The organism is Pseudomonas sp. BAV 4579 (genome assembly GCF_009765395.1).
GTDB classification, from domain to species: domain Bacteria; phylum Pseudomonadota; class Gammaproteobacteria; order Pseudomonadales; family Pseudomonadaceae; genus Chryseomonas; species Chryseomonas aestiva.
In genome coordinates, this window is the sequence record NZ_WHOV01000005.1 from 82,866 (window position 1) to 107,929 (window position 25,064).

Annotated in this window: 21 protein-coding genes; 7 read left to right on the forward strand and 14 right to left on the reverse strand. The window is 66.6% G+C overall.

The window, feature by feature from the left end; translation table 11 throughout:
- Positions 1-418 precede the first annotated feature (418 nt).
- From GSQ95_RS02400 to GSQ95_RS02425, 7 genes are all read right to left on the reverse strand, one after another.
- Positions 419-1,459, reverse strand: coding sequence for a low specificity L-threonine aldolase (locus GSQ95_RS02400; protein WP_158889678.1), 1,041 nt, complete (start codon positions 1,457-1,459; stop codon positions 419-421).
- The gene (locus GSQ95_RS02405) at positions 1,456-3,267 is read right to left on the reverse strand and encodes an aminopeptidase P family protein (RefSeq protein ID WP_158889676.1); all 1,812 of its coding nucleotides are present in this window, start codon (positions 3,265-3,267) and stop codon (positions 1,456-1,458) included. The genes GSQ95_RS02400 and GSQ95_RS02405 overlap by 4 nt, the downstream gene beginning before the upstream one ends.
- A gap of 120 nt (positions 3,268-3,387) precedes the next feature.
- A complete protein-coding gene (locus GSQ95_RS26085) occupies positions 3,388-3,558 on the reverse strand; it encodes a hypothetical protein (protein ID WP_178118356.1) in 171 nt (56 codons plus the stop codon).
- A 118-nt stretch (positions 3,559-3,676) separates the two neighbouring features.
- Positions 3,677-4,618 (reverse strand): LysR family transcriptional regulator, encoded by a 942-nt coding sequence (locus GSQ95_RS02410; protein ID WP_218580185.1) that lies wholly within the window; start codon positions 4,616-4,618, stop codon positions 3,677-3,679.
- Between the two features lie 219 nt (positions 4,619-4,837).
- Positions 4,838-7,891, reverse strand: coding sequence for an efflux RND transporter permease subunit (locus GSQ95_RS02415; RefSeq protein ID WP_158889674.1), 3,054 nt, complete (start codon positions 7,889-7,891; stop codon positions 4,838-4,840).
- Positions 7,888-8,958 (reverse strand): efflux RND transporter periplasmic adaptor subunit, encoded by a 1,071-nt coding sequence (locus GSQ95_RS02420; RefSeq protein ID WP_158889672.1) that lies wholly within the window; start codon positions 8,956-8,958, stop codon positions 7,888-7,890. Before GSQ95_RS02420 ends, GSQ95_RS02415 begins: the two co-directional genes overlap by 4 nt.
- Complete coding sequence (locus GSQ95_RS02425) at positions 8,955-10,058, reverse strand: efflux RND transporter periplasmic adaptor subunit (protein ID WP_158889670.1); 1,104 nt, start codon at positions 10,056-10,058, stop codon at positions 8,955-8,957. The genes GSQ95_RS02420 and GSQ95_RS02425 overlap by 4 nt, the downstream gene beginning before the upstream one ends.
- A 307-nt stretch (positions 10,059-10,365) precedes the next feature.
- Between GSQ95_RS02425 and GSQ95_RS02430 the strand changes: the two genes are divergently transcribed.
- On the forward strand, positions 10,366-10,593 hold the full coding sequence (locus GSQ95_RS02430) for a hypothetical protein (RefSeq protein WP_158889668.1): 228 nt from the start codon (positions 10,366-10,368) through the stop codon (positions 10,591-10,593).
- Between the two features lie 125 nt (positions 10,594-10,718).
- Here GSQ95_RS02430 and GSQ95_RS02435 read toward each other — a convergent pair whose 3' ends face one another.
- Together GSQ95_RS02435 and gabP are read right to left on the reverse strand one after the other, a co-directional pair.
- The gene (locus GSQ95_RS02435) at positions 10,719-10,928 is read right to left on the reverse strand and encodes a DUF1127 domain-containing protein (protein ID WP_133860393.1); all 210 of its coding nucleotides are present in this window, start codon (positions 10,926-10,928) and stop codon (positions 10,719-10,721) included.
- A gap of 354 nt (positions 10,929-11,282) precedes the next feature.
- Positions 11,283-12,671 (reverse strand): GABA permease, encoded by a 1,389-nt coding sequence (gene gabP / locus GSQ95_RS02440; protein WP_158889666.1) that lies wholly within the window; start codon positions 12,669-12,671, stop codon positions 11,283-11,285.
- Between the two features lie 563 nt (positions 12,672-13,234).
- Between gabP and GSQ95_RS02445 the strand changes: the two genes are divergently transcribed.
- Genes GSQ95_RS02445 through GSQ95_RS02455 form a run of 3 tightly spaced genes read left to right on the forward strand, consistent with a single transcriptional unit; the run spans position 13,235 to position 17,108 of the window.
- Positions 13,235-13,966, forward strand: a complete 732-nt coding sequence (locus tag GSQ95_RS02445; protein WP_158889664.1) for a gluconate 2-dehydrogenase subunit 3 family protein — start codon at positions 13,235-13,237, stop codon at positions 13,964-13,966.
- Positions 13,966-15,753 (forward strand): GMC family oxidoreductase, encoded by a 1,788-nt coding sequence (locus tag GSQ95_RS02450; protein WP_158889662.1) that lies wholly within the window; start codon positions 13,966-13,968, stop codon positions 15,751-15,753. The genes GSQ95_RS02445 and GSQ95_RS02450 overlap by 1 nt, the downstream gene beginning before the upstream one ends.
- Positions 15,754-15,764: 11 nt before the next feature.
- On the forward strand, positions 15,765-17,108 hold the full coding sequence (locus GSQ95_RS02455; RefSeq protein WP_158889660.1) for a cytochrome c: 1,344 nt from the start codon (positions 15,765-15,767) through the stop codon (positions 17,106-17,108).
- An 8-nt stretch (positions 17,109-17,116) separates the two neighbouring features.
- Here the strand turns inward: GSQ95_RS02455 and GSQ95_RS02460 are convergent, their stop codons facing one another.
- Positions 17,117-18,031, reverse strand: coding sequence for a LysR family transcriptional regulator (locus GSQ95_RS02460; protein ID WP_178118355.1), 915 nt, complete (start codon positions 18,029-18,031; stop codon positions 17,117-17,119).
- Between the two features lie 102 nt (positions 18,032-18,133).
- Between GSQ95_RS02460 and GSQ95_RS02465 the strand changes: the two genes are divergently transcribed.
- The 3 genes from GSQ95_RS02465 (at position 18,134) to gpmA (ending at position 20,587) form a co-directional block, all read left to right on the forward strand.
- Complete coding sequence (locus GSQ95_RS02465; protein ID WP_158889656.1) at positions 18,134-19,123, forward strand: aldo/keto reductase; 990 nt, start codon at positions 18,134-18,136, stop codon at positions 19,121-19,123.
- A gap of 361 nt (positions 19,124-19,484) precedes the next feature.
- The gene (locus tag GSQ95_RS02470) at positions 19,485-19,712 is read left to right on the forward strand and encodes a hypothetical protein (RefSeq protein WP_059316634.1); all 228 of its coding nucleotides are present in this window, start codon (positions 19,485-19,487) and stop codon (positions 19,710-19,712) included.
- Between the two features lie 128 nt (positions 19,713-19,840).
- Positions 19,841-20,587 carry a 2,3-diphosphoglycerate-dependent phosphoglycerate mutase gene (gene gpmA / locus GSQ95_RS02475; protein ID WP_158889655.1) on the forward strand — a complete coding sequence of 249 codons (747 nt, stop codon included), beginning with the start codon at positions 19,841-19,843 and terminating at the stop codon, positions 20,585-20,587.
- A gap of 327 nt (positions 20,588-20,914) precedes the next feature.
- On the opposite strand, the gene GSQ95_RS02480 is transcribed toward gpmA, so the two are convergent.
- From GSQ95_RS02480 to GSQ95_RS02495, 4 genes are all read right to left on the reverse strand, one after another.
- Entirely contained in the window at positions 20,915-21,889 is a 975-nt protein-coding gene (locus tag GSQ95_RS02480; protein WP_158889654.1) for a YihY/virulence factor BrkB family protein, read from the reverse strand.
- 126 nt (positions 21,890-22,015) lie between these two features.
- A complete protein-coding gene (locus GSQ95_RS02485) occupies positions 22,016-22,858 on the reverse strand; it encodes a glycosyltransferase family 2 protein (protein WP_158889653.1) in 843 nt (280 codons plus the stop codon).
- Entirely contained in the window at positions 22,855-23,892 is a 1,038-nt protein-coding gene (locus tag GSQ95_RS02490) for a hypothetical protein (protein WP_256664453.1), read from the reverse strand. The genes GSQ95_RS02485 and GSQ95_RS02490 overlap by 4 nt, the downstream gene beginning before the upstream one ends.
- Positions 23,885-24,961, reverse strand: coding sequence for a glycosyltransferase (locus GSQ95_RS02495; protein WP_158889651.1), 1,077 nt, complete (start codon positions 24,959-24,961; stop codon positions 23,885-23,887). The genes GSQ95_RS02490 and GSQ95_RS02495 overlap by 8 nt, the downstream gene beginning before the upstream one ends.
- Positions 24,962-25,064 lie beyond the last annotated feature (103 nt).

Genomic DNA, 25,064 nt, shown 5'->3' on the forward strand with positions numbered 1-25,064 from the left:
GTACCGGTTGGGGCGGACGGCGTCCCCGGTGAACACCGTAGCGTGGAAAACCGCGCAGCGTTTTCCACCCGGGAATGGGCACCGTTGGATGAGAGAGCATCGAATCCCGTAGGAGCGGCCCATGGCCGCGATAGTCCAGCAAGTAGCGTGGAAAACGGCGTAGCCTTTTCCACTGGAACAGAGTGGCAAGAGATACCCTCACCCCAGCCCTCTCCCAGGGGGAGAGGGGGTCAGCCGAGCAAGCATTCAGCGCCATCCGCCCTGGCCAGAGCGCGATCAATCGTCGGGGCCCGTCCCATCGGCGCACCGCCCCGGCTGCGATAATCCCCGTGCCAGATCTGATCGCGGCCGTGGCGGTCCGCCGATGCGGCCGCTCCTACAGGCTATCTAGCTGCTGTAGGAGCGGCCGCGATACGCCCTACCCGCCCATCGCCGTCCGAATATCCGCCGCCAGCTCCAGTACCCGAGCTTCCTCGGTGTCCCAGGAGCACATGAAGCGCGCCCCGCCGCTGCCGATGAAGGTGTAGAAGCGCCAGCCGCGGTTGCGCAGGAATTCCAGCGCCGGTTCCGAGAGCTGCAGGAATACCGAGTTGGCTTCCACCGGGAACATGAAGTCCACCCCGGGCACCCCGCGCACCCGCTCGGCGAGCAGTTGGGCCATGGCGTTGGCATGGCGGGCGTGGCGCAACCAGGTGTCGTTTTCCAACACGCCGAGCCAGGGCGCGGAGAGGAATCTCATCTTGGACGCCAGCTGGCCGGCCTGCTTGCAGCGGTATTCGAAGTCCTCGGCCAGGTCGCGGTTGAAGAAGAGGATGGCCTCCCCCACCGCCATGCCGCTCTTGGTACCGCCAAAGCAGAGCACGTCGACGCCGGCCTTCCAGGTCACCTCGGCCGGCGTACAGCCCAGGCCGACCACGGCGTTGGAAAAGCGTGAGCCGTCCATGTGCAGGTGCAGGCCGAGGTCGCGGCAGGTGGCGCTGATGGCCTGCAGTTCGTTGAGGCCATAGAGGGTGCCCACCTCGGTGGCCTGGGTGACGGTCACCGCGCGCGGCTTGGGAAAGTGGATGTCGGCGCGCTTGGTGGCGATCTGCTGGATGGCGCCCGGGGTCAGCTTGCCCTGGTGCGCCGGCGCCAGCAGCAGCTTGGAGCCGTTGGAAAAGAACTCCGGCGCGCCGCATTCGTCGGTCTCGACGTGGGCGGTGTCGGAGCAGATCACGCTGTGGTAGCTCTGGCACAGCGCCGCCAGGGCCAGGGAGTTGGCGGCGGTGCCGTTGAAGGCGAAGAACACCTCGCAGTCGGTCTCGAACAGCTGGCGAAAGCGATCGGCGGCGCGCGCCGTCCAGGTGTCGTTGCCGTAGGCGGTCTCGTGGCCGACGTTGGCCGCGGCCATGGCGGCCCAGGCTTCCGGGCAGATGCCGGAATAGTTGTCACTGGCGAATTGCTGGGCGTTGCTGCTCATCGGGCAGTCCTCGCGACGGGTTCGGTACGGGCCAGCAGCCAGTCGCGCGCAGCGCCCTCGACCAGCGGCAGCACGCGGCGGCGGACCTCGGCGTGATAGCCATCCAGCCAGTCCAGCTCGTCGCTGCGCAGCAGCGCCAGATCCAGGCAGCGGGTGTCCAGCGGACAGAGGGTCAGGGTCTCGAAAGCCAGGAAATCGCCGAATTCGGTGGTTTCCGCGCGGGTGCACAGCAGCAGGTTTTCCAGCCGCACGCCCCACTGGCCGGGCCGATAGATGCCCGGTTCGTTGGAGGTGATCATGCCCTCGCGCAGGACATGGTGCGGGGTGACCGTGGCATAGAAGGAAATCGACTGCGGTCCCTCGTGCACATTGAGGAAATAGCCCACGCCATGCCCGGTGCCGTGGCCATAGTCGATGCCGGCGGCCCAGATCGGCTCGCGCGCCAGGGCATCGAGCATGGGCGCGGCGACGCCGGCCGGGAAGCGCGCTCGCGACAGCGCCAGCATGCCCTTGAGCACCAGGGTGAAGTCGCGGCGCTGGGCGGCGCTGGGGGTGCCGATGGGCACCACCCGGGTGATGTCGGTGGTGCCGCCCAGGTACTGGCCGCCGCTGTCGATCAGCAGCAGGCCGTCGCCCTGGAGCTCGGCATGGGCCTCCTCGGTGGCGCGGTAATGCGGCAGGGCACCGCCGGCATTGAAGCCGGCGATGGTGGCGAAGCTCAGGGAGACGAAATTCGGCCGGGCGGCGCGGGCTTCGCTCAGCCAGTCGTCCACGGTCAGCTCGGTGAGGCGCTCGCCGCGGGCCAGGGCCGCCTCGAAGCGGGCAAAGAAGACGCACAGGGCGGCGCCATCTTCTTCCATGGCCAGGCGCACCTGGGCCACCTCTTCGGCGGTCTTGCAGGCCTTGAGCAGGGTCGAGGGATTGATCTGCTCGTGCCGCTCGACACCCTGGGGTGCGGCCTCGGCCAGCCCCAGGGTGACCCGTGCCGGGTCCACCAGCAGGCGACTACCAGCCGGCAGGCTGGCCAGTTCGGTGGCGGCCTGGTGGTAGTCGGCCAGGGTCACGCCGTCCGCTTCCAGGGCCGTGCGGAGCTCGGCCGGCACCTTGGCCGGATCGATGAACAGCTGGCAGCTGTCCCGACCCAGCAGCAGATGGGCGAGGAACACCGGGTTGTAGGGCACATCCGCGCCGCGCAGGTTGAGCAGCCAGGCGATGTCGTCCAGCGAAGAGATGAAATGCCAGGCGCTGTCGGCCTCGACCATTGCCTGGCGCACCTGGGCGAGCTTGGCGCTGCGCGGCTGGGGCGCATGGGGCGCCGCATGGGCGTAGACCGGCGCGGCCGGTAGCGCGGGGCGCCCGGTCCAGATCGTCGCCAGCGGATCGAGGTCGGTCCGCAGCTGGATACCCTTGGGTTCCAGGGCCCGGCGCAGGGCCGCCGCGGCGCCGAGCGACAGCACCTGGCCGTCCACCAGTACCGTGCCGCCCGCGGGCACCTGCTCGGCCAGCCACTGCAGATGGGCCTGGGGCTGGCTGGCGACCTGCTTCATCAGGTCGATGCCACTGCCCGCCAACTCCTGGGTGGCCTGCTCCCAGTAGCGGCTGTCGGTCCAGACGCCAGCGGCCTGGCGCGTCACCAGCAGCAGCCCGGCGGAGCCGGTGAAACCAGACAGCCAGGCACGGCCCTGCCAGTGTTCCGGCAGGTATTCGGACAGATGGGGATCGGCGCTGGGGATCAGGCAGGCATCGGCGCCCTGCTCGGCCAGGAAGGCCCGCAGGTCGGCAAGTCGTTGAGCGGAAATGGCGGTCATGAGCACCTCGACAAGGTCAGGGGCTCAGTGTGCCGCAGATATAAAAAAGCCGCACCCGAAGGGTGCGGCGGAGAAAGACCAAAGGAGCAAGGAGGGGTGGTCTTTCGAAAGCGGAGCGGCTCAGCGACGCGCGTTGGCAGCGGGAGCGGCTTGATCGCCGTAATGCTGCATGGCGGCATGATTCTGATCGACCAGCTTGTATCTCAGGCTGGGATTGTCGTCGGCAGCGGCGAACTGGGCGGCGGTCAGGGTGGCAAGGGTCAGCACCAGGGCGGACAGAGAACGTTTCATGGCGAACTCCTAAAAGGTCGTGTTCATCGGGGTACGGGACCATTCTAGGTAAAGAACGCAGCCTAATAAATAGCATGCTAACTAAATCACTGTTACAGAACCTGCAACAAGCTCGACCCTAGTCCTTGGCCCAGTAGCGCTGGTCTTCCAGCACCCGGTTCTCCAGCTGCAGGCGCTCGGGCAATTCCTCCTTGAGGAAGTCGATCCAGGTCTTGATCTTGGCGTCGAGAAAGCGCCGCGAGGGATAGAGCGCATGGATATTGCGCTCGCGCAGGCGGAAGTTGGGCAGCAGCCGTACCAGACTGCCATCGCGCAGGTAGTTGACCGCGATGTAGCTGGGCAGCAGGCAGATGCCCATGCCCTGGCGGGCCACGCTGGCCAGGGCCTCGGCGACGTTGACCTGGAAGACGTAGCGCGGCGCGACCTGCTGCTCGCCGTCTTCGCCGGCGAAGACCCAGCGTTCGGAGAAATTCGGATCCAGCAGGCGCAGGCAGTCGTGCTCGGCGAGATCGGCGGGCACCTTGGGCGCCGGATGCTGCGCCAGGTAGCTGGGCGCCGCGCAGACCACGCTGTAGACGCCGCCGAGGCGCTGGGCGACGAAATCCGAATCGGCCAGTTCGGTGTCCAGGGTGATGGCGATGTCATGCCCATCCTCCAGCAGCGCCGGATGGTTCTGCGAGAGCGTCATGACGATCTCGACATGGGGATAGCGCGCGCAGAAGCGTGACACCAGGGGCGCCAGCAACTGGGTGCCCAGGCCGGTCATGGAATGCAGGCGCAGATGCCCATGGGGCTTGAGATGGGCACCGCTGGCTTCGGCTTCGGCCTCGCCAACGTCCTGCAGGATACGGCGGCAGCGTTCGAGGTAGCGCTCGCCCGCCTCGGTCAGCGCCAGGCGCCGGGTGGTGCGGTGCAGCAGACGGGTCTGCAGATGGCTTTCCAGTTCCGCCAGCAGGCGCGACACCTGGGCGGTAGACAGGGCGAGGGTGTGGGCGGCAGCCGTGAGACTGCCCAGATCCACCACCCGGACGAAGATGCGCATGCCTTGGAAGATATCCATTATTGCCTTTTTCGCAATGGAGTTTCGTCAAGCCGTCACTTTATTGAAAAAGTCGCACGCACGATAGTGGTGCGGTGAGCTGCTGTGGATTCGACATTCTGACCGCGCGAATCCTTCCCTCCGGCAGTGGCTCCTTGGATAGCTCCTTGCGGCCTTCTGGCAGATGTCTCCTCTGGAGACCTCCGCCAGAGGGCCGTTTTTTTTGCCCGACCGTTTCGCTCATCGCCCCTCACGCCCCGGCTCGCGAATGCGGTAGCTGGCGACGTACAGCGCCGGCAGGAACAGCAGGGTCAACAGGGTGGCCGCGACGATACCGCCGATCATGGCGTAGGCCATGGGCCCCCAGAACACCTCGCGGGCGATGGGAATCATGCCCAGGCTGGCTGCCGCGGCGGTCAGCAGGATCGGCCGGCGGCGGTGTCGGGTGGCTTCCACCACGGCGTCCCAGGGCGAGCGACCGTCACGCTCGAAGGCGTCGATCTGGGTCACCAGGATCACCGAGTTGCGGATGATGATGCCGATCAGCGCCAGCACCCCGAGGATGGCGACGAAGCCCAGCGGCTGGCCGAAGGGGATCAAGCCCAGCACCACGCCGATCAGCCCGAGGGGCGCCACGCTCGCCACCAGGAACAGCTTGCGGATGCTGTGCAGCTGGATCATCAGGAAGGTGGCCATGAGGAACAGCATCAGCGGCACCACTTCGGCGATCGGGCCCTGGGCCTTGCTGCTCTCCTCCACCGTGCCGCCCACCGCCACCTGATAGCGCGGCGGCAGCTTGGCGATGAAGGCATCCACCTCCGGCTGCAGCTGCTTGACCAGATCCGGCGCCTGGATCTCGCTGAGAATCGAGGCCTTGAGGGTGATGGTGGGCAGTCGATCGCGGCGCCACACCAGCGGCTGCTCCAGGGCATAGTCGATACGGGCGAAGGCCTTGAGCGGCACCGCGACGCCCTGGGGCGTCATGATCTGCAGATTCTCCAGGGTTTCCACCGAGCGCCGTTCGGCCTCGCTGGCCCGCGCCACCACGTTGACCAGGTAGATGTCGTCGCGTACCTGGGTCACCGGGGTACCGGTCACCACGCCATTGAGGATCTGCGCCACGTCCTGGGACGAGAAGCCCAGCTGCCGCGCCTTGTCCTGGTTGACCTCGACCTTGAGCATCCGCGCCGGCTCGTTCCAGTCGTAGAGGAAGTCTCCCAGCTGGGGACTCTTGCCCAGCACGCTGGCCAGCGCCAGGGCCTGGCGGCGTACCTCGGCGACGTCCGGACCACTGATGCGGTACTGGATCGGCCGGCCCACCGGCGGACCCATCTCCAGGGGCTGGACGTAGCCGGACAGGCCGACGAAGTCCTGGCGCAGCCGTTGCTTGAGCTTGGGCAGCAGGCGATTGCGCGCCTCAAGGTCCTTGGCCACCAGGATGACCTGCCCATAGAAGGGATTCTCCAGCTGCTGGTCCAGCGGCAGATAGAAGCGCACCGCGCCCTGGCCGACATAGGAACTCCAGTGGGCCACGTCCGGATCGTCGGCCAGGGTCTTCTCGAATCTGTCCATCTGCGCGCGGGTGGCGTCGAGGGAGGCGTTCTGCGGCAGGTTGAAGTCGATCAGCAGTTCGGGTCGATCCGAGGACGGGAAGAACTGGTTCTGCACGAACTTCATCGAGAACAGCGCCGCAGCGAACAGCAGCACCGTGAGGAGGATGGTCAGCCAGCGGTGGCGCATGGCGCCCAGCAACAGGCCGTCGGACCAGCGTGCCAGGCGGCCGGGCTGGTCGTGGTCCTTCTGCTTCACCTTCTTCGGCAGGATGTGCACGCCGATCACCGGCGAAAAGAACACCGCGACGATCCAGGACAGGAGCAGCGCCACGGCGATCACCGCGAACAGGGTGAAGGTGTACTGGCCGGCGCTGCTGGAGTTGAGCCCGATGGGCACGAAGCCGGCCACCGTCACCAGGGTGCCGGTGAGCATGGGAAAGGCGGTCGACTCGTAGGCGAAGGTCGCCGAGCGGTGCAGCGACTCGCCCTCCTCGCGCTTGGTCACCATCATCTCCACGGTGATCATGGCGTCGTCCACCAGCAGGCCGAGGGCAATGATCAGGGCGCCCAGGGAAATCCGCTGCATGGTGATGCCGCTGTATTCCATGAAGACGAACACCAGCGCCAGGGTCAGGGGGATCGACAGCGCCACCACCAGGCCGGCGCGCACGCCGAGACTGATGAAGCTCACCACCAGCACGATGATGACCGCCTCGAACAGCGCCCGGGTAAAGCCGCCGACGGCCTTTTCCACCACCTGCGCCTGGTTGGAGACCACGTGCACGCCGATGCCCACCGGCAGGTCGGCCGTCAGCTCCTGCATCTTCTCGGTAAGCGCCTTGCCAAAGGTCTGGATATTGCCGCCGCTGCTCATGGCGATGGCCAGGCCGATGGCCGGCTGGCCGTTGTAGCGAAACAGCGAACTGGGCGGATCGGCGTAGCCGCTGCGGATGTCGGCCAGATCGGTGAGCCGATAGAAGCGATCATCAATGCGCAGATTGACCGCCGCCAGATCGGCGGTGGAGCGGAATTCGCCGCTGGTGCGCACGCTGATGCGCTCGGCGCCGGATTCGATGGTGCCCGAGGGGGTCACGGCATTCTGCTGTTGCAGACTCTGCATCACCTGGCGCTGGTCGATGCCCAGGGCCGCCAGCTTGCGGGTGGAGAAGTCCAGGTAGATGACCTCGTTCTCCGCGCCGATCAGCTGCACCTTGCCGATGCCCGGCACGCTGCGGATCTCGCGGCGCACCTGCTCCACCTGGTCGCGCAGCTGGCGCATGCTGAAGCCGTCGCCGGTGAAGGCGTAGATGCTGCCGAAGACATCGCCGAATTCGTCGTTGAAGGCCGGTCCCTGGATACCCTGGGGGAATTCGCCCTGGATGTCCGAGACCTTCTTGCGCACCTGGTACCAGATGTCGGGAATCGCCTTGGCCGGCGTGGTGTCACGCAGATAGACGAACACCGTGGACTGCCCCGGCCGGGTGAAGCTCTTGGTGTAGTCGAGGGAATCCAGTTCTTCGAGCTTCTTTTCCACCCGCTCGGTGACCTGCCGCAGCGTCTCCTCGGTGGTCGCCCCCGGCCAGCGGGTCTGGATGACCATGGTCTTGATGGCAAAGGACGGATCTTCCTCGCGCCCCAGCTTCATGTAGGAGAAGACGCCCATCAGCAGGGCGACGAACATCAGGTACCAGACAAAGGATTGGTGGCGCAGCGCCCAGTCCGACAGGTTGAAGCCTTTCATGGCCGAGCGCCCTCCTGATCCTTCACCCGCTGTCCCTCCTCGAGACTGTTCACCCCTGCTGTCACCACCCGCTCACCCACCTTCAGGCCCTTGCCGATCCACACCAGGCCAGCGGCCTCGCGCAGCACCTCGACCGGACGCTGGCGTACCCGCGCCTGCTCGCCCTGGCCTGCCACCACCCACACCGAGGTCCGGCCATCCTGACGCCGCAGCGCCTGGGTCGGCAGCGGCAGGCCCGCGGCCGGAGGCGACTCCAGCTCGCCCTGCACCAGGCTGCCGATGCGCAGCGCGGCCGGCGGCTCGTCCAGGGTCAGGCGTACCCGCCGGGTGCGGGTGCTGGCATCGGCCTGGGGCTCGATCTCGCGCACCCGGCCCTGCACCGCCACCTCGGGATCCAGGGCCAGGCGCACGGTCAGGACGCGTCCCGGGGTCAGCTGGCCAATGGCCTGGGCCGGCAGATCCAGGACCGCCTCGCGAACATCCGGCCGGGCGACCCGCACCACCGGCTGACCGGCGGACACCACCTGGCCGACCTCGGCCTGCCAGGCGGTGATCACCCCGTCGAAATCACTCTGGAGTTCGGCATAGTTGCGCTGGTCGCGGGCCTGGCGCTCGGCACTCTGGGCCTGCTCGCGGGAGGCTTCCAGGGTGTGCAGCCGGGTCAGCGCCTGGTCCAGCTGGGAGCGCGAGCCGACCCCCTGGTCGAACAGCTGCTGCTGGCGCCGCGCATCGCTGCGCGCATCACGCCACTGGGCGTCGGCATCGGCGGTCTGGCCCTGGCGACTGCGCAGGGCGTTGTCCTGATCGGTGGGATCCAGCGCCGCCAGCAACTGGCCACGCCGCACCGGCTGACCCACGTCCAGTAGCCGGCGGGTCATGCGGCCGCCGACGCGAAAACCCAGCACGCTCTCGTAGCGCGCCTGGATGCTGCCGGCGAAGACCTCGCGCCCGGGCGGCGGGGCACTGAGGGTCAGGGTCGCCACCGGCCGGATCGGCGGCGGCGGGGCCTCGTCGTCGGAACAGCCGGCGAGGGCCAGCAGCAGGCAGAGCGGCAGCAGCGGCTTCATGGCCGCACCTCGTTGAAGGCGGAGCGCTCGGCGAGCTCGACCTTCTGCCCGGGACTGAGCGCCTGGCCGCCGGCGACCACGATGCGGTCACCGGCCTTGAGCCCATCGCTGACGATGATGCTGTCACGGGTGTAGCGCTCGATGCGCAGCGGCTGCAGGCTGACGCGGCCATCGTCATTGAGGCGCCAGGCGGCGGGTTGATCGGTGGTGCCATTCAGCGCCGTCCAGGGCAGGGCGAAGCCCTGCTCGGCCACGCCCTCCAGCTGGGCGTTGACCACCGCGCCCAGGGTCATGGCCGCTGGCGGTCGATCGAGTTGCACCTTGATGCGCACCGTGCCGCTGCTGGCCACCGTCGGCGCGATCTCGCGCAGGGTGCCCTGGGTCGCGATCGCCGGTTGCGCCTGCAGGACGACGGGCAGGGTCTGGCCGACCTTGAGTTCGCGGGCCAGGGATTCGTAGAGATCGAAGACGGCGTCGAGGTCGCCACTCACCGCCAGGTCGAAGATCGCCGCCCCGGCCTGGACCACCTGCCCGGCTTCGGCGTGACGGGCGGTCAGCACCCCGGCGGCACTGGCGCGCAGCTCGGTATAGCCAAGCTGCTTGCGCGCATCGTCGCGCTGGGCCATGGCGGTCTGCAGGGCGCTGCGCGCACCGTCGAGGGTGGCCTGGGCCTGGTCGTACTGGCTGCGACTGGTGTAGCCCTTGGGCAGCAGCGCGGCCTGGCGCTCGAAATCGACGCGGGCCAGGCGCGTGCGGGCTTCCTGGGCCTCCACCTGGGCCTGGGCGGCGGCCAGGTTGTTGCGCAGATCCTGGGGGTCCAGCCGGGCCAGCACCTGGCCCTCGCGCACGCGATCACCGACGTCCGCCAGCCGCTCGCTGATCTTGCCACTCACCCGAAAGCCGAGTGGCGCCTGGACGCGTGCCTGGATATCTCCGGTGAAGGGGATGCGCTGGCTGTCCTGTATGGGACTCAGCTGCGCCACCACCACCCGTGCCCGTTCCTCGGTGGGAGGTTGCTCCTGGGAGCAGCCCGGTAACAGCGTTACCAGGGTCAGAGCAGCCGTTACCTGGCAGAGGCGAGCAAGGCGGAGAGCCCTCATGATTGTCCTTGTTGGTGGAAGAGGCGCGATCTGCGAACTGACCACGCGCGTCGCAGGGGGTTCGTCTGACGAATTGTCAGGTGCCTGAGGCCACTTGGGAAGCGTTACGCCGAGGGCCAGGTGCAAACGCCCGCTGCCGGAGCGGCCACTCGCCCACAAATGTTCACAAATGCCCTGGAACCCGGCATTCCGGGCGGCAGTCAACTGAGACGTGCGCTGTGGACCTGTCCGTCTGCAGCTGATGCCCGCCGCCCTTCCGCTGCGGGCCCCATCGGATACACAGGTTCATTTCGACGAGGCCGAACTCATGAAAAAGCTGCTGATCACCTCTACCGCTGCTGTGATGCTGTCGATGGCCACGGGTGTCTTCGCGGCTGATCCCTCCAAGAGCGCCACGGCCGTCAATGGCTCCGCCACCACCGAGGTGCCGGGCAAGACTACCGTCAAAGGGGGGGCCGACGGCGGTGCCGAGGTGCCCTTCAAGAGCGACAAGCCCAACAAGGTCGACGCCCGCAACCAGAACAACATGCAGTAACCGCCTACCCCTGGCGGTAACGAAAAGCCCCGGCATGCCGGGGCTTTTTGCTGTCTGCCGTCCAGACGGCGGACAAAACAAACCCCGCCGAAGCGGGGTCTGTGGAAACTGTGCAGCGGCCGGGCTTAGCGCCAGAACGGCTTGTGCATTTCCTGGTAGCGCTGGGCCTCGGTGATACCGGCGTCAGCCAGCATACGGGTATCCAGGCGGGCCAGTTCATTGCGGCTGGCGATGCGACGCTGCCAGGTGGACAGGGTGGAGATAACGCGCAGGGCAGCGGGAACACGGGTGCTGGGCTTGGCGTTGTACAGCGAGGAACTGAAGGTGCGTTCCATGGTGGCTTTCCTTCCCGCTTGTGACGGGTACTGGTCATCGAATGGCGCCATTGTCTCGCCGGACGAGTGCTACCACCAGTAACAGTACAGGGAAAGGTTCACGGATCACCTCGCACACAATTGCAACTGTACTGCTGCAATTTGGGTCACTCTGTAACGTATTGCACCATTGCAGTGCAAAATTTAGTTACTAGAGGGAACATCGCGGAAATTTGAACTGTACAGTTGGCCTTCAGCCAACAAAACAGGAGTGCTGTTCTACCTGTTACCGCACCCGCTGTCCAGCCTGGAAAGTTCTCAGTGCTCCAGAAAGGAGCGCTCCCGACGCCTGGCGACGTCGGAAGCCTCTCGCGGTCAACGTGCGGCAGCAGCCAGGCTCGGTGCGGCGGGCTGGCGACGGCCGACCCAGGTACCGATGGCCACGACCACCAGTGCCAGCAGACCGGTCGCCAGGATCTCGAAGCGATGGGCTTCGCTGAACAGCATCACGGTCAGGGCGCCGACGATGAAGACGATCACCGCCCAGGTCAGCCAGGGGAACAGCCACATGCGGAATTCCAGCTGCTCGCCGCGGGCCATCAGCTTGCGTCTCAGACGCAGCTGGGTCACGGCGATCACCAGGTAGACCAGCAGGGCCACGGCACCGGAGGTGGACAGCAGGAAGCTGAACACCGCATCGGGCATGGTGTAGTTGGCGATGGTGGTGAGGAAGCCCACGGCGGTACTGGCCAGCACCGCAGCCCGCGGCACACCGCTGCTGGAGGCCCGACCCAGCTTGGCCGGGGCATCGCCACGGCGAGCCAGCGAATAGAGCATGCGCGACGCGGTATAGAGCGCCGAGTTCAGGCAGCTGGCCACGGCGACCAGCACCACGCAGTCGACGATCAGCTTGGCGTTGGGGATCGACAGGATCTCCAGGGCTCGCTGATAGGAACCCACCAGTGGCAGCTGGGCATCGTTCCAGGGCACCATGGACACCACCAGGAAGATTGAGACCAGATAGAACAGCGCGATCCGCCAGATCACCGAGTTGGTGGCCCTGCTGATCTGCCGCGACGGGTCCTTGGACTCGGCGGCGGCGATGGTGACGATCTCGGTCCCCATGAAGCTGAACATGGTGGTCAGCAGGGCGCCCAGCACCGCGCCGAAGCCATTGGGCATGAAGCCGCCGGTATGGGCCATCAGGTTGCTCAGGCCACTGACCTCGCGACCCGGCAAGGCCCCGACCAGGGCCGCCGCGCCCAGGGCGATGAAGGCGACGATGGCGATGACCTTGAGCAGGGCGAACCAGAATTCGAACTCGCCGTACTTGCCGACGCTGAACAGGTTGGTCACGGTCAGGATGCCGGTGATGATCAGGGCGAACTGCCAGGTGGCGATCGCCGGGAACCAGGCACTGAGGATGGCCGCGGCGGCCACCGCCTCCAGCGGAATCACCAGCACCCAGAACCACCAGTACAGCCAGCCGATGGTGAAGCCGGCCCAGCGGCCGATGCCCTGCTGTGCATAAGAGGAAAAGGAACCGGTATCGGGCGAGGCGACGGCCATTTCACCCAGCATGCGCATGACCAGCACCACCAGGGTACCGGCCAGGGCATAGGCCAGCAGTACGGCCGGACCGGCCGCGGCGATGGCATGACCGGAGCCGACGAACAGACCGGCGCCGATCACCCCGGCGATGGACAACATGGTCACATGGCGCGGTTTGAGCGCCGGAGAGAGGCTGCATTCTACGTTGGACATAAGGTGTTACCTGACAACGGAAAGCCTCCCAAGTGCAACTTGCGCGCCATCCTCGCTGAAATCGGCACAAATTGAACTCAAAGGGTGCAATGCCTCGCGGAGAGCGGCGAAAAAGCGGCGCTCCAGCGAGCTATCGCGCTAACCATCTGATGTGCAAAGTGATTTCTTTTGAGTGCACAAGACCGTTTGGCTTGCTTCGTTAGGTATCACCTTGTGCAACTTGCACCCTTATGGTGCTTGCAAAGGTGGAACCTTAGGTAACTCTGGCCGAACGTGAGTGCCGGCACCCTGCCCCACGCGGTCGATGATGCCGCTCGCGGCGGCAAGATCGCCGTGCCTGGAGCGTCGCAACCGGTTGGCGCCGCATCAAGCTCACCCGAGGCGGCGTCCCAGGCGCTTGTCCCTTCGCCACGGGAGCGGGGGAACTTGCCGAGCCGCGTGGCCTCTGCACAGCTGCGACAAAATGTAACCGCAGCCAGTGGATATTGGTAATATTCCAACATATTAGCTAGCTAACCATGAGTCCCGAGGTTCATGTCGGGCACCTGATGAGACCCCTGACCATGTCCGCAGACGACTCCGTCCCGGCCCGCCGCGACTTCCTGCGCAAGTCCCTGAGCCTGATTCCCGTGGTTGCCCTGGCGGGCGGTGCCCCCTCGGGCCTGGCCCTTGCCGCGTCCACCCCGGAAAGCAAGCCGGGCAGCAGTCCGCACGTCGCCCCCTATCAACCGGTGTTCTTCACCGCCGAGGAATGGGCCTTCGTGCAGGCCGCGGTGGCCCGGCTGATTCCTGCGGATGAACTCGGCCCGGGCGCGCTGGAAGCCGGCGCGCCGGAATTCATCGACCGGCAGATGCAGACCGCCTATGCCCGCGGCGGCCTCTGGTACATGCAGGGTCCCTTCGCCGTCGATGCCGCACCGGAGATGGGCTACCAGAGTCGCCTGGTACCCCAGGACCTCTATCGCCTGGGCATCGCTGCGGTGGATCGCTGGACCCGTCAGCAGCACGGCAAGGTCTTCGCCGAGCTGGCACCCGCCGACCAGGACGTGGCCCTCGAGGCCCTGGAAAGCGGTGACGCCGCGCTCGAGGGCGTGCCGGCCAAGCTGTTCTTCGCCCAGCTGCTGCAGAACGCCAAGGAAGGCTTCTATTGCGATCCGCTGCATGGCGGCAACAAGCAGCTGGTCGGCTGGAAGCTGGTGAATTTCCCCGGCGCCCGCGCCGACTTCATGGACTGGGTGGAGCGCGACGAGCGCTATCCGCTGCCGCCGGTCTCCATTCGCGGGGAGCGCGGTTGATGGCCAAGGTATTGCCCAGCAAGCAGGTAGTGATCGTCGGCTTCGGCTGGACCGGCGCCATCATGGCCAAGGAGCTGACCGAGGCCGGTCTGGACGTGGTAGCCCTGGAGCGCGGCAGCTACCGCGACACCTATCCCGATGGCTCCTACCCCCAGGTGATCGACGAACTCACCTACAGCATCCGCAAGAAGCTGTTCGTCGATGTCTCCAAGGAAACCGTCACCATCCGCCACAGCGTCAACGATGTCGCCCTGCCCAACCGCCAGCTCGGTGTCTTCCTGCCCGGCGATGGGGTGGGCGGCGCCGGCCTGCACTGGTCGGGGGTGCACTTCCGCGTCGATCCGGTGGAACTGCGCCTGCGCAGTCACTATGAAGAGCGCTACGGCAAGACATTCATCCCCGACGGCATGACCATCCAGGACTTCGGCGTCAGCTACGGCGAGCTGGAGCCCTACTTCGATTTCGCCGAAAAGGTCTTTGGCACCTCGGGCACCGCCTGGAGCGTCAAGGGCCAGGTGGTGGGCGACGGCAAGGGCGGCAATCCCTATGCCGCGGATCGCTCCAGCGACTTCCCGCTGCCGGCGCAAAAGAACACCGTCTCGGCGCAGCTGTTCGAGAAGGCCGCGCGGGACGTGGGCTATCACCCCTACAACCTGCCCTCGGCCAACACCTCGGGGCCCTACACCAACCCCTATGGGTGCCAGATGGGTCCCTGCAACTTCTGCGGCTACTGCAGCGGCTACGTCTGCTACATGTATTCCAAGGCCTCGCCGAATCTCAACATCCTGCCGGCGCTCAAGCAGGAGCCGCGCTTCGAGTTGCGCAGCCAGGCCCATGTGCTGCGGGTGAACCTGGACAGCACCGGCAAGAAAGCCACGGGGGTGACCTACCTGGACGCCCAGGGCCAGGAGCTGGAACAGCCGGCCGACATCGTCATCCTCGCCGCCTTCCAGTTCAACAACGTGCGCCTCATGCTGCTGTCGGGCATTGGCCAGCCCTATGATCCCAAGACCGGCGAGGGCGTGGTCGGGCGCAACTTCGCCTACCAGAACATGGCCACCATCAAGGCCTTCTTCCGCCAGGATCAGCACCACACCAATCCCTTCATCGGCGCCGGTGGCAATGGCGTGGCGGTGGACGACTTCAACGCCGACAACTTCGACCACGGCCCCCACGGCTTCGTCGGCGGCTCGCCCATGTGGGTCAACCAGGCCGGCACTCGGCCCATCGCCGGGGCGGCCAATCCGCCCGGCACGCCGCAGTGGGGCAGCGCCTGGAAAAAGGCCCAGGCCGGCTACTACAACCACCAGCTGTCGATGGACGCCCACGGTGCCCACCAGTCCTATCGCGACAACTACCTGGACCTGGACCCTACCTACCGTGACGCCTATGGCCAGCCGCTGCTGCGCATGACCTTCGACTGGAAGGACAACGACATCCGCATGACCCGCTTCATGGCGGCCAAGATGAAGAAGATCGCCGAGGCCATGAGTCCCGAGCACATCAGCGTCTCGGTCAAGGCGTTCGGCGGTCACTTCAACACCGCCAGCTACCAGACCACCCACCTCAACGGTGGCGCCATCATGGGTACCGATCCCAAGACCAGCGCGGTCAATCGCTACCTGCAGAGCTGGGACGTGCACAACGTCTTCGTGCCGGGCGCCTCGGCCTTTCCCCAGGGTCTGGGCTACAACCCCACCGGCCTGGTGGCGGCCCTGACCTACTGGTCGGCGCGGGCCATCCGCGAGCAATACCTGAAGAATCCCGGCCCGCTGGTGCAGGCATGAGAGGCACGCCCATGATCCTCCGTACCCTCGCGACCCTGCTGCTGGGCGCCGGCCTGGCGCTGACGGCCCAGGCCGCCGACGACACTGACCCGGCGCTGGTCAGGAAAGGCGAATACCTGGCCCGGGCCGGCGACTGCGTGGCCTGCCACACGGCGCCGGGCGGCCAGCCCTTCGCCGGCGGCCTGCCCATGCAGACGCCCATCGGCACCCTCTATTCCACCAACATCACCCCGGATCGGCAGACCGGCATCGGCGCCTACAGCTATGCCGACTTCGATGCCGCCATCCGCCAGGGTATCGCCAAGGAGGGTCATACCCTCTATCCGGCCATGCCCTACCCCTCCTATGCCCGGGTCAGCGAGGGCGACATGCGCGCCCTCTATGCCTACTTCATGCACGGCGTGACACCGGTCGAGCAGGCCAATCGCGATAGCGACATCCCCTGGCCGCTGTCCATGCGCTGGCCCCTGGCGATCTGGCGCCAGCTGTTCGCGCCCGAGGTGGTGCAATTCCAGCCCGCGCCGGACCAGGATCCGGTGGTGGCTCGCGGTGCCTATCTGGTGGAAGGCCTCGGCCACTGCGGTGCCTGCCACACGCCACGCGCCTTCACCATGCAGGAAAAGGCGCTCTCGCCTGCCGATGGCAAGGATTTCCTGGCCGGCAGCGCCCCCCTGGAAGGCTGGATCGCCAAGAATCTGCGTGGCGACCAGCGCCACGGCCTGGGTCGCTGGAGCGAAGCGCAGCTGGTGCAATTCCTCAAGACCGGGCGCTCCGCCGACAGCGCCGTGTTCGGCGGCATGACCGAGGTGGTGCAGCACAGCCTGCAGTACCTGAGCGACGCCGATCTGCAGGCCATCGCCCGTTACCTCAAGACCTTGCCGCCCAGGGACCCGCACGATGCGCCCTTCCAGGCCGACGGGCGTGCCGCCGCGGCGCTCTGGCGCGGCGATGACAGTGCCCGGGGCGCCCAGGTCTATGTGGACAACTGCGCCGCCTGCCACCGCACCGATGGCCAGGGTTACGACCGGGTATTCCCGGCGCTGGCCGGCAATCCGGTACTGCGTACGGCGGATGCCAGTTCGCTGATCAACATCGTGCTCAAGGGCGGCACCCTGCCCGGCCTGCACACCGCGCCGTCGATGATCGTCATGCCGCCCTTCGGCTGGCGCCTGAACGACGCCCAGGTGGCCGACGTGGTCAGCTTCATCCGCGCCAGCTGGGGCAACGACGCCGCCCCGGTCAGCGCCGCCGAGGTCGCCAAGTGGCGTACCGACGATACGCGCACCACCTCCGGGGACGATCTCGGCCAGGCCTTCGGTCATGGTCAGCCAGAGCCGCGCGAAGCGGGTAAATAGCGTTCGCTTCAGCGGCGCAGCCAGGCCGGATCCACGGCGGCGAACACCTCCTGCAGCCACTCGACCCAGGCGCGTACCCGCGGCGAGGTCTGGCTGGCCAGGGGGTAGACCGCCGCCAGCGGCAAGTCCGGCGGTGGCTGGTCGGGCAGCACCTCGCACAGGCGCCCTGCCGCCAGGTGCGCGGCGAGATGATACAGCGGTGCCTGGATCAGCCCGAGTCCGGCCAAGGCCGCGCCAACATAGAGATCGGCGCCGCTGACCGCCATGCGTCCGCCTGACTCCAGCCTCCGAATCTCGCCCGTCTGGCAGAATTCGAAGGGCAGCCGGCGGCCACTGCGCAGCGAGCGGTAGTGCACCAACTGGTGCCCGCTGAGGTCGTCCAGGTCTTCGGGCATGCCCTGTCGCTCGAGATAGTCCGGACTAGCGCAGGTGATCTGCACCAGCGCGCCCAGCGCCTGCACCGCCAAACCCTCGTCGTGCACCGGGCCACCGCGCAGCACGCAATCGATGCCCTCGCCGATCACGTCTACCGGCCGATCGTCGGCGCTGATCACCAATTCCAGGTCTGGATAGCGCTGACAGAAATTCGGCAGAGAAGGCATCACCAGTACCCGCCCCAGACTGCTCGGCAGGTCGATGCGCAGCCGACCGCGCGGTTGACGCCGCCGCTGGCTGAAGGCGCCCTCGATATCGTCCAGTTCGGCCAGCCAGCCGACGCAGCGCTCGTAGTAGGCGGCGCCGTCCAGGGTCGGGCTGACCCTGCGGGTGGTGCGATGCAGCAGCGTCACGCCCAGGTGGGCTTCCAGCTGCTGCACCAGCAGGGTCGCCATTGCGGGTGACAGACCAAGATCGGCGGCGGCACGGCTGAAGGAGCGGCGCTCGACGATCCGTACGAAGCCGCGCATGGCTGCCAATCGGTCCAAGATTCTTCAACCCCATCGAATACTGCCTGTCTTGATAGCAGCTTTGTTCACCTCCCCTCAATAGCGAGACTGGCCTGGTCTTTCACGAAAGGAGCGAACGTCATGCTGCAACGACAACTGGGCCGCAATGGCCCGCAGGTATCCGCTATGGGGCTGGGCTGCATGGGCATGAGCGAGTTCTATGGCGCCACCGACGAGAGCGAGGCCCTGGCGACCCTGGACCTGGCCCTGGAACGTGGCGTGACCCTGCTGGATACCGCCGATGCCTATGGTCCCCACCACAACGAGGAACTGCTGGGCCGAGTACTGCGCGGACGCCGCGAGCAGGTATTCCTGGCCAGCAAGTTCGGCCTGGTGCGCAGCGAAGATCCCAATACCCGTGGGGTGAATGGCCGGCCCGACTACGTGCGTCAGGCGGTGGAGGGGAGCCTGCGGCGGCTGGGCGTCGAGCATCTCGACCTCTACTACCAGCACCGGGTCGATCCCGAGGTGCCGATCGAAGAGACGGTAGGCGCCATGGCCGAGCTGGTGCAGGCCGGCAAGGTGCGCTACCTGGGGCTCAGCGAGGCCTCCAGCGCGACCCTGATCCGCGCCCAGCGGGTCCATCCCATCGCGGCCCTGCAGAGCGAGTTTTCGCTCTGGTCACGCGATCCCCAGGAACACGGCGTGCTCGCCACCTGCCGCGAACTGGGAGTCGCCCTGGTGGCCTACAGCCCGCTCGGCCGCGGTTTTCTCACCGGCGCCCTGAAATCACCGGAGGATTTCGCCGTGGATGACTATCGCCGCCTGAGTCCGCGCTTCCAGGGCGAGAATTTCCAGCGCAATCTGGCACTGGTGGAGCGGGTACGGGCGCTGGCCGAGGCCAAGGGCGTGACTGCGGGCCAGGTGGCCCTGGCCTGGGTGCTGGCCCAGGGCGAGGACATCGTGCCCATCCCGGGCACCCGGCGACGCGGTTATCTACTGGAAAATCTCGCGGCGCTCGAGGTGCAGTTGAGCGCAGCCGAAAGCGCCGAACTTGACCGACTGTTCACCCCGGAACAGGTGGCCGGTACGCGCTATCCCGCCGCCTGGATGCAGCTCGTCGAGCGCTAGTGACCATCAAGCCCGTCGCCGACCGACGGGCTTGCACGGTTGGCATCGATCCTGCTAGCTTGATCGGGTTAGTACCAAGCTGACCCCAATCGCTGGACGCCTTTCCGCTCGATGTAGCAGCGCGAAACAAGCGTCACCCAGATCAAACCGATCCCTCGATTGCTCAGGATCTGCCGCCCTGGCCTCTGAATCTCGTGCCCGGCCGGTTGCCTGCCTTCCCAAGTACTTACCTGCATGCCTGGGCATCTTACCCACACGCTGCCTTCCTCCAGCCAGAGATTCAGCCGTCGGCCGTTATGGGTACGAGGTTGCTGGAGTTATTTCACCGCGCCGACTGAGCGTGGGTCCCAAGGATAGACAGATGAACATTCAAAATCAGGCCATCGCGGCCATGCAACACCTTCAAGCGGCCTTTGCACCGTTTCAATGCATCACCACCCCGGCTTCGCGCAAGGGCGGTTTCAGCTTCACCGTGGTCGACGAGCGCGGTGTCGCCTGTCGCAGCGAGCGCCTCTATCCCGAGCAGTACAACGCTGCGGCCGGGCTGGAACGCGTCATCGAACGTACCCGTCGCGCCCTGGTGGCCTGAAGCGCCACACGAGTGCCGGACGCATCACGGTTTCCGTGATGCCCATGCCGGCAGCCTCCATCTGCGGTATGTTTGGCACAGCTTCGCGTAGGCGTGAGCCAAACAATGAATCCCAAGATGGAGGTCGCATGTCGCAAGTCGTATTCATCCGCCATGGCCAGTCGGCGTGGAACCTGGAAAACCGCTTCAGTGGCTGGGCGGATGTGGATCTGACCGAACAGGGGGTCCGCGAGGCCCACGAGGGCGGTCAGGCACTCAAGGACGCTGGCTTCCTCTTCGACGTGGCCCATGTCTCGGTGCTCAAGCGCGCCGTGCGGACCCTCTGGCACGTGCAGGAAGGCATGGACCAGATGTGGCTGCCGGTGGTGAGCGACTGGCGCCTCAATGAGCGTCACTATGGTGGCCTGACCGGCCTCAACAAGTCCGAGACCGCGGCCAAGTACGGCGAAGAGCAGGTACTGGTCTGGCGCCGCAGCTACGACGTGCCGCCGCCCGAGCAGAGCGTCGAGGAGCAACAGGCGCTGGCCGCCGACCCGCGCTATGCCGGTCTGTCGCTGGACCAGGTGCCGCGCACCGAATGCCTCAAGGATTGCGTCGAGCGCGTCCTGCCCTACTGGAACGAAGTCCTGGCTCCGGCCATCCGCAGTGGCCAGCGCGTGCTGGTGGTCGCCCATGGCAACTCCATGCGTGCCCTGATCAAGTACCTGGACAACATCTCCGACAGCGACATCGTCAGCCTCAACATCCCCAACGGCGTACCGCTGGTGTACGAGTTCGACGAGAATCTCAAGCCCACAAAGCACTACTACCTGGCCGATCCGGACGAGGTCGCCGCCAAGATGGCCGCGGTGGCCAATCAGGGCAAGGCGAAGTAAGGCATTTCGTCCTGCTTCGATCGCAGCCATGAGACGCCGTAGGTTGGGTTGAGCGTAGCGAAGCCCAACAGGCCTGACCGCGGAGTGGCGGCACTGTTGGGCTTCGATGATGAAGCCGTCTCAGCCCAACCTACGGTCCATGGCTGCGATAAGACCGTTGCTCCTACAGGCTCGATGTAGCCGTAGGAGCGGCCGCATCGGCGGACCGCCACGGCCGCGATAGTCCGAAAGCCCAGACCCCGAGCGTGGAAAACCGCTTGGCGTTTTCCACAACCAAGGTCGCTGGTGAGCGGTGGATAAGGCAGTGCCGTTATCCACCCTACACCTTCAAGCCCGACCGTTCGGTCGTTGCACCACCCGCGCTTCTCCCAGCACACCTTCTTCCTGGGCCGCCTGAAGCTCTTCGTCGGCTTCCACGCCCCCGTCGCCTGGCGTCTTCTCGCCCTTCTCCTTGCCGTCTTCGCTGTGGTGCTCGATCACCGCATTGATCTCCGCGCCGAACAGCAGCACCGCTGAAGACAGATAGAAGTACAGCAACAGCACGATGATGGCGCCGATGCTGCCGTAGGTGGCGTTGTAGTTGGCGAAGTTCTGCACATAGTAGCCAAAGCCCAGGGACGCCAGGATCCAGACCACCACCGCCAGTACCGAGCCAGGGGTGATGAAGCGGAAGCTCTGCTTCACGTCCGGGGTGACGTAGTAGAGCACCGCCACGGCGATCATCAGCAGGAACACCGCCAGCGGCCAGCGGATCAGCGCCCAGAGGGTCACCATGTAGTCTTCCAGCCCTACATAGGCGGCCAGCCAGTTCATTACCTGAGGGCCCAGCACCATGAGCGCGGCGGCGCTGAGCAGCAGCCCGGCGAGACCGATGGTGTGCAGCACCGACAGCGGAATGCGCTTCCAGGCCGGACGACTTTCCACCACGTCATAGGCGCTGTTCATGGCGGTCATCAGCGAGCGGAAGCCACCGGACGCGGACCAGAGGGCGATGATGATACTGAAGGACAGCAGCCCGCCCTTCTGCGTCTGCAACTGGTCGATGATGGGATTGACCGTATCCAGGGCGGTGGGCGGCAGCAGATAGGCGGCCTGTTCGCGCAGGAAGGTGAAGAAGTCCGGCAGATGCAGGAAGCCGATCAGGGCGATCAGGAACAGCAGAAAGGGAAACAGCGAAAACAGCATCTGGTAGGCCAGAGCCGCTGCATAGGTGGGCATGTCGTCGGCCACGAATTCCTGGACGGCACGCTTGATGAGGGTGAACGGCGAAACGCCGCGCAGGCTGAAGGCAAACAAGGACATGACGGCTCCTGACGAACGTTCCTCACGAAGGATTCCTGGGGCGGACCTGCCCGGCCCGCGCCCGGCGGCTTTGCAGGTCCGCCCTACCTTCAGAGTGGCAGCAGCCGGGTTGGTTGCGCCCTGACGTCAGAAGCCGGAACCCGAGGCATCCCGGCAGGCGGCGATCTCGGCGGCCGTGGGGGTCCTGAGTTCCTCTATCCCGCGGCTTTCATCGAAACGGATGAAGCCGGCAGCGGCGAATTTGCGCAGCCAGCCATCCATGGGCCAGAGCCCCCAGCGGGCCTGGAAGCGCCGGGCGTTCTCCAGGATGCTGGCGAAATGATTGAGCGGTGGGTGATAGGTCGGATGGTACTGATGGAAGGCGCGCGCCTCGGTCTGGTAGACGGATACCCCCGCCTCGCGGGCGCGAAAGGCGAAATCGGTGTCCTCGCCGCCATAGCCGCGATACCCCTCGTCGAAGCCACCGATGCGACCGAAGGTGGCGCGGGTACAGGCGAAGTTGAGCGACCAGAACAGCGGATGGGGAATCGCCTCGCCCGGCGGACGCTCCCGGTGCAGGGGATGGACGACACCGCTGGCGAGCAGCGCCTCCGGCGTCCAGTCGCCTTCCGCGATGCCGGCCGGCAGGTAGTGGACGAAGCCTTGGTGCAGGGCTTCGGGGCGCGCGGTCAGCGCCTGGCGATAGGCATCGAGCAAGCCGGGCGCGGGTATGCAGTCCACGTCGAGAAACACCAGGTCCTCGCCTGGTGCGGCGGCTACGGCGGCATTGCGCGCGGCGGCCAGGGGCAGGATGCCATCGCCTGCCACGCCAAGCACCTGAATCGGAAAGCCTGGGCTGTGCAGGGCACGCGGCGGCTCGTTCATCTGCACCACCACCAGGGCCGCCGGAGGCGTCGGTGCCAATTCCAGCCCACGGATGAGATTGGCCAGTTGCCGCTCGCGGCCATGGACCAGGGTCAGGACGATCAAGCCAGCACCTCCTGGGCGACCTGCCGGATACAGGCGGCGGCGCGCCGGGCACCCGCGCCGTCGCTTACTGCCATCCAGACCTCGGGATCGAGCTTGCGGGTCCTGACCAGCAATTCCGGCCAGGCGTCGTCGGCGGGCCAGCTTTCGCTGGTGATCGCCAGGCCCTGGGCGGCCAGCAGGCGCCCGGTGGACAGTTGTTCGTCGAAGGGCCGGGCATCCGGCAGGCAGAGGAAGCGGCAGCGCAGATCGGCCAGTTCCGCCACCAGGCTGTCACCCGCCGAGCCGACCACCAGTTCGGCGCGAGTCAGCCAGGGTGCGGGATCGGCGACGCTGCCCAGGAAGCTCAGATTGGCCGGCACCTCGGTGGCGTCGTCCAGCACCGGACCCAGCACCGTCCAGTGCCAGTCGGGACAGGCCCGAGCCGCCGCGACCAGCCGCGCGCGACCGAAGGCGGTGCCGCCATGGCCGGCGATGACGGTGACCGTGCCGGGCTCGCGGAGGCGGTCGGGTAGCGGCCCGGCATAGCGCGACAGGCTGCCGGCATAGCAGGTCTTGGCCCGCCAGGAAGCCGGGGTGGCGGGCTCTTCCAGGCATTGCGGATAGGGCGCCAGCAGGCGACTGGCACTGGCGTAGGCCAGCTCGTGGGCGGCATCGAAGCGACTGCCGCGCTGGCGCAGGTAGATCGTCGGCACGCCGCACAGCCGGGCCAGCAGCGCCACCTCCACCGAGACGTCGACCACCAGCAGGCAGGGCCAGGCGCGGCGGAACCAGTCCACCAGCAGGCCCATGCGCTCGCGCAACCCTGCCACGCCCAGCGGCGCATAGTGCAGGCAGGCGAAGGCTGCGCCTTCGACGCCAGGAGCCACGTCGGGCGGCAGCGGGCAGAGCCGGACGTGGGGCAGCGCCACCTGCTCGGGCAGGCGACTGCCGAACAGGGTCAAAGGGCCTTCGAAAGCAGCGGCGATGGCCAGGGCGCGGGTCACGTGGCCAGCGCCATGATGGTGGGCGTAATAGCCAATATTCAGCTCAGCCACGGGCCACCCGGCCGGCGGCGATATCGGCGAGCAGGCGCTCATAGCGGTCGATCATCAGCCGATGGCTCCACTGCGCCTCGGCCCGCGCCCGGCAGGCGTCGCGGGATAGCGACAGGGCTTCGCGCAGGGCCGCCGCCAGCGCCGGCACATCGCCCGGCGGGGCCAGGGCGCCGGTCTCGGCAGTGAGCAGTTCCGGCAGGGCACCGCGGGCAAAGGCCGCGACCGGCGTGCCGCAGGCCAGGGCCTCGGCGACGATCAGGCCGAAGGGTTCGTCCCAGCAGGGCGTGACCATGCAGGCGCGGGCCTGGGCGACTTCGGCGACCAGGGCGGTACGGTCCAGGTGGCCCAGATAAACGACCCCGTCACCCAGGCGCGGCGCGATCTCCTGGCGGAAATAGCGCTCGTCGGTGGCCTGGCCGGCCAGGCGCAGGGGTACGCCAGCCTCGCGCGCGGCATCCAGCGCCAGGTGCGGCCCCTTGTCCGGCACCAGGCGGCCGAACCAGAGGGCATGGTCGCCGATCGGCGTAGCGCGCGGGCGCCAGGCGTCGAGGTCGATGCCATTGGGAATCACGTGGCAGGCCGGCGCCAGGTGCGCCCAGTTGTCGGCATTGGCCTGGGAGACGGTGCAGTAATGGCCGCCACCGCGCCTGTGCAATTCGCCGATGGCGTTGATCAGCTCGAAGAACGGCGGGGTGTGCAACACCGTGAGCATGGGCGTGCGGATCAGCCCGGACATGGTCACCGGCACATAGTGCAGGGCGTTGTTGAAGATGACGTCGAAGCCATGGCCATCGATGCGCTGCATGCAGTCGAGATAGCCGTGGTGCTCGTCGAGGTACTCGGAGCTGAGCACGTTGCGCTTGCGCCGACAGCCGTCCGCGCCGTAGTTGCCGTCGTCGAGGATGGGCACCACCTCCAGCTCCGGCGCCGAGGCCGAACTGGCGAACAGCGTCACCGCGTGGCCACGTTCGCGCAGTTGCAGGGTGATGTCGTAGGTGAAGGCTTCGAGACCACCGGCGAAGGGCTGGCGTACCGGGTGTTTCACGTGGGTGAGAATGCCTATGCGCATGGAACCGTCCGCCTGCTGTTGCCTGTCATCCCACTGTCCTTATCGCGAGCCGCTGGTTGATAGGAGTCTCAGCGACGGGAATTGGTTGTGCGCTTCGTCGTGA

Excerpts from the sequence above, each read along its gene's own strand:
- GSQ95_RS02400 (WP_158889678.1), bottom strand. The coding sequence starts at position 1,459 with ATGAGCAGCAACGCCCAGCAATTCGCCAGTGACAACTATTCCGGCATC.
- GSQ95_RS02405 (WP_158889676.1), bottom strand. The coding sequence starts at position 3,267 with ATGACCGCCATTTCCGCTCAACGACTTGCCGACCTGCGGGCCTTCCTG.
- GSQ95_RS26085 (WP_178118356.1), bottom strand. The coding sequence starts at position 3,558 with ATGAAACGTTCTCTGTCCGCCCTGGTGCTGACCCTTGCCACCCTGACC.
- GSQ95_RS02410 (WP_218580185.1), bottom strand. The coding sequence starts at position 4,618 with ATGGATATCTTCCAAGGCATGCGCATCTTCGTCCGGGTGGTGGATCTG.
- GSQ95_RS02415 (WP_158889674.1), bottom strand. The coding sequence starts at position 7,891 with ATGAAAGGCTTCAACCTGTCGGACTGGGCGCTGCGCCACCAATCCTTT.
- GSQ95_RS02420 (WP_158889672.1), bottom strand. The coding sequence starts at position 8,958 with ATGAAGCCGCTGCTGCCGCTCTGCCTGCTGCTGGCCCTCGCCGGCTGT.
- GSQ95_RS02425 (WP_158889670.1), bottom strand. The coding sequence starts at position 10,058 with ATGAGGGCTCTCCGCCTTGCTCGCCTCTGCCAGGTAACGGCTGCTCTG.
- GSQ95_RS02430 (WP_158889668.1), top strand. The coding sequence starts at position 10,366 with ATGAAAAAGCTGCTGATCACCTCTACCGCTGCTGTGATGCTGTCGATG.
- GSQ95_RS02435 (WP_133860393.1), bottom strand. The coding sequence starts at position 10,928 with ATGGAACGCACCTTCAGTTCCTCGCTGTACAACGCCAAGCCCAGCACC.
- gabP (WP_158889666.1), bottom strand. The coding sequence starts at position 12,671 with ATGTCCAACGTAGAATGCAGCCTCTCTCCGGCGCTCAAACCGCGCCAT.
- GSQ95_RS02445 (WP_158889664.1), top strand. The coding sequence starts at position 13,235 with ATGTCCGCAGACGACTCCGTCCCGGCCCGCCGCGACTTCCTGCGCAAG.
- GSQ95_RS02450 (WP_158889662.1), top strand. The coding sequence starts at position 13,966 with ATGGCCAAGGTATTGCCCAGCAAGCAGGTAGTGATCGTCGGCTTCGGC.
- GSQ95_RS02455 (WP_158889660.1), top strand. The coding sequence starts at position 15,765 with ATGATCCTCCGTACCCTCGCGACCCTGCTGCTGGGCGCCGGCCTGGCG.
- GSQ95_RS02465 (WP_158889656.1), top strand. The coding sequence starts at position 18,134 with ATGCTGCAACGACAACTGGGCCGCAATGGCCCGCAGGTATCCGCTATG.
- GSQ95_RS02470 (WP_059316634.1), top strand. The coding sequence starts at position 19,485 with ATGAACATTCAAAATCAGGCCATCGCGGCCATGCAACACCTTCAAGCG.
- gpmA (WP_158889655.1), top strand. The coding sequence starts at position 19,841 with ATGTCGCAAGTCGTATTCATCCGCCATGGCCAGTCGGCGTGGAACCTG.
- GSQ95_RS02480 (WP_158889654.1), bottom strand. The coding sequence starts at position 21,889 with ATGTCCTTGTTTGCCTTCAGCCTGCGCGGCGTTTCGCCGTTCACCCTC.
- GSQ95_RS02495 (WP_158889651.1), bottom strand. The coding sequence starts at position 24,961 with ATGCGCATAGGCATTCTCACCCACGTGAAACACCCGGTACGCCAGCCC.